Raw genomic sequence first — 3,010 nt, 5'->3', positions numbered from 1 at the left:
GGCTCGATGCGGAAGGCCGCCGGTTTGCGGGGCGGATTCATGCCAAACGATCTCCGATCAGGAACTGAAGCGCGCGGTCGAGGCGAATATGCGGCAAAGACAGCGTGACGCCTTCGGCCGTCCGCTCGAGCTTCGGCGGACGAAAGCGCACGAAACGGATCGCATTGTTTTCCGCCTGCTGCCCGGAAACGTCGAACACGGGATCGACCTTTTCCGGCAAGTCACCGGGAAATATGGCTGTTTCGGCTTTGCCGTCGAATGTCTCGCCGTTGATCTTCTCGCCTTTCAAAGGCGTGCCGATGATCACCGGCAATGTCTCGCGGCCTTGCTTCACGGTGCCCTCGCGGGTCGAGCGCACCGCCGCCATGGCGACCACATCGACATCGGCGCCGCTGAAATTGGCCCGCGCCACCGCCCGGTCGGCCAGGCGGCGCACGATCGCCTGCAGCCGGTCATGGCTTTCGTGGTGCAACTGGTCGGCTTTGGTCGCCGCCACCAGGATGCGGTCGATGCGCCTCGAAAACAGGTCGGTGACGAAATTGCCCCGCCCGGGTCGGAAGCAGGAGAGGATTTCGGTGACGGCCCGTTCGAGGTCGGCCATGGCGGCCGGGCCGGCGTTGAGCGCCTGCATGGCGTCTATCAGCACGATCTGGCGGTCGAGACGGGTGATATGCTCGCGAAAGAACGGTTTTACGACATGGGTCTTGTAGGCTTCGTAGCGGCGCTCCATCATCGCCTGCAGCGATCCGGGGCGGCGCCGTTCCGACAATTTCATCAGCGGCGCGAAGGTCAGCGCCGGCGAGCCTTCGAGATCGCCCGGCATCAGGAAACGACCCGGCGGCAGCGTCGACAGCGCACGTTCGTCGAGCTTGCAGGCCGTGAGATAGGCGGCGAAGCTTTCGGCGAGACGGCGCGCCGTCATCTCGTCCGCGTCGGCGTCCGGATCGACCGAGGAGGCCAGCTCCTGCCACGCCTGTGACAGGTCGGAGCGGACCGGCAGGGCGGCCAGCTCCACCGCCTCGCGCGAAAAATCGGCGAAAGATTTACCGAGCAGCGGCAGGTCAAGCAGCCATTCGCCGGGATAATCGACGATGTCGATCGACAGCTTTCCGGCCGAAAACAGCCGGTTCCAGCCGGAGGCCGACTCGTATTCGATGGTCAGCCTCAGCTCTGAAATGGCGCGCGTCGAATCCGGCCAGACACGGTCGTCGACCAGGGCCGCGACATGGTCCTCGTACTGGAAGCGCGGGACGGCGTCGTCCGGCTGCTCCTCGAGCAAGGCGCGGGCGATGCGGCCCGATTTTTGCGCTTCGAACAGCGGCAGCCGCCCGCCATGGATAAGGTTATGGACGAGAGCGGAAATGAACACCGTCTTGCCGGCGCGGGAGAGGCCGGTGACGCCCAGTCGCAGGGATGGGGAGAAGAGCCCGGCGGCCCGGCCCGACAACGTGTCGAGCGCAATCCTCGCCTCGTCGGTGAAAGTGGTCAGCGATGATGCCAAATCTGCCTCTGGGTCGCCCGTCAGGGCCGATATAGGCCTTGGGCAAGGCGTTTGAAATGGTGTCAGAGATCGGCGGGACTGAGAAAGGCCTCGAGATAACCACGGCCTTGGCCTGCTTCACCGAGATTGCCGGGAAAACGCACGACGGCGAGTCCGGAATTGGGAAAGCCGTGGTTGAGCATGCCTCGCGCGGTCTCATCGCCGTCGCCCGACACCGCCATGGCTAGGTCCTCGGTCATCGGATTGTGGCCGATCACCAGCAATGAGCCGGCCCCGCTGTTCTTACGAATGATTTCGAGATAACCGGCGGCATCTTCGCTGTAGAGTGTGTCGAAGAACAGCACCCGGCCGGTGTCGGTGCGGCCCGCAAGGCCTTCCAGGGTCTGCCGTGCTCGCTTGGCGTTGGAGCAGAGAGTGACATCCGGCACGTAGTCGCGGGCCCGCATGGCGTCACCCATCGCCTCAGCGTCGGCCATGCCCGATTCGTCGAGCGGACGATCGAAGTCACGAACACCGGGCAGCGCCCATCCGGCTTTGGCATGCCTCAACAGATAAAGTCTGCTCAACCGGCTCCCCCTTTATGTTGAATACGCTGAGCGTTTTGGCGATTAGTCACCAGAACGGTGTCGTGCACAATGGCATAGGACGCGCAACCGCGCCGAATCGCTGATGATTTCGATCCCGACCGTTGAGAAATGGCCGCCGCGAATGCCTGCTGCTGCGAAGACTAACAAATGCGTGAAACTGTTATTGTTTCCGCTTGTGCAGCCCCTTGTCCGCGAATATATAGGCGCCAAATTTGGGGTTGTTGGGTGAGTCGAATGAACGACATCGTTACCGCCGATTACGTACCCTCCGAAGACGAGCCGTTCATGAACGAACGGCAGAAATCATACTTCCGCCAGAAGCTTATCACATGGAAGAATGACATCCTTCGCGAAGCGCGTGAAACACTCGAAATCCTCCAGCAAGAAAACGCCAACCATCCCGACCTAGCCGACCGCGCCTCTTCCGAAACCGACCGAGCCATCGAACTGCGCGCCCGCGATCGCCAGCGCAAGCTGATCTCGAAAATCGACTCCGCGCTGCAGCGCATCGACGAAGGCACCTATGGCTATTGCGAGGAAACCGGCGAGCCGATCGCGCTGAAGCGGCTCGACGCCCGCCCGATCGCGACGCTGTCGATCGAGGCGCAGGAGCGCCACGAACGCCGCGAGAAGGTCTACCGCGACGACTGACGCGGGTTGGGACAGACGCAGGTTTTGCGAAAATGGCCGGATCTTTCCGGCCATTTTCTTTTTTGAGCGGCAATCCTTTGGGGGTCAGCGTTTGTGGCTGGCCAGCTCGCCGAGAAGCTTGGTCATCTCGTCATCGAGCGAGGGCTTCGCCGCCGGCTTGCTTGCCGGTTTGGAATGGGACTCCTCCAACGATGCCTCGAGCTCGTGCATCAGTGTGTCGTCGATCGAGTCGTTGGAGGGCTGCGGCGGGGCCTGCCGGCCAGTGCCATTC

The 3,010-nt window shown here is 62.6% G+C and carries 3 protein-coding genes and 1 pseudogene; 1 reads left to right on the top strand and 3 read right to left on the bottom strand.

What is annotated here, in order from left to right; translation table 11 throughout:
* Positions 1-37: 37 nt before the first annotated feature.
* Both EOA60_RS26080 and EOA60_RS26075 read right to left on the bottom strand, forming a co-directional pair.
* Positions 38-1,501 carry a YcjX family protein gene (locus EOA60_RS26080; RefSeq protein WP_095825311.1) on the bottom strand — a complete coding sequence of 488 codons (1,464 nt, stop codon included), beginning with the start codon at positions 1,499-1,501 and terminating at the stop codon, positions 38-40.
* A 62-nt stretch (positions 1,502-1,563) separates the two neighbouring features.
* Positions 1,564-2,067 (bottom strand): histidine phosphatase family protein, encoded by a 504-nt coding sequence (locus EOA60_RS26075; RefSeq protein WP_095825312.1) that lies wholly within the window; start codon positions 2,065-2,067, stop codon positions 1,564-1,566.
* A 255-nt stretch (positions 2,068-2,322) separates the two neighbouring features.
* Here EOA60_RS26075 and dksA point away from each other — a divergent pair, with 255 nt between their 5' ends.
* Positions 2,323-2,739, top strand: coding sequence for an RNA polymerase-binding protein DksA (gene dksA, locus EOA60_RS26070; RefSeq protein ID WP_040972254.1), 417 nt, complete (start codon positions 2,323-2,325; stop codon positions 2,737-2,739).
* 84 nt (positions 2,740-2,823) lie between these two features.
* On the opposite strand, the pseudogene EOA60_RS26065 reads toward dksA, so the two are convergent.
* A pseudogene (locus EOA60_RS26065) lies at positions 2,824-3,010 on the bottom strand (hypothetical protein); the annotation flags it as partial.

Source organism: Mesorhizobium sp. M1A.F.Ca.IN.020.06.1.1, from assembly GCF_004023265.1.
Classification (GTDB): Bacteria; Pseudomonadota; Alphaproteobacteria; order Rhizobiales; family Rhizobiaceae; genus Mesorhizobium.
Note: the sequence above shows the minus strand (reverse complement) of the source record. Positions and strands in the feature narration are given on the sequence as shown.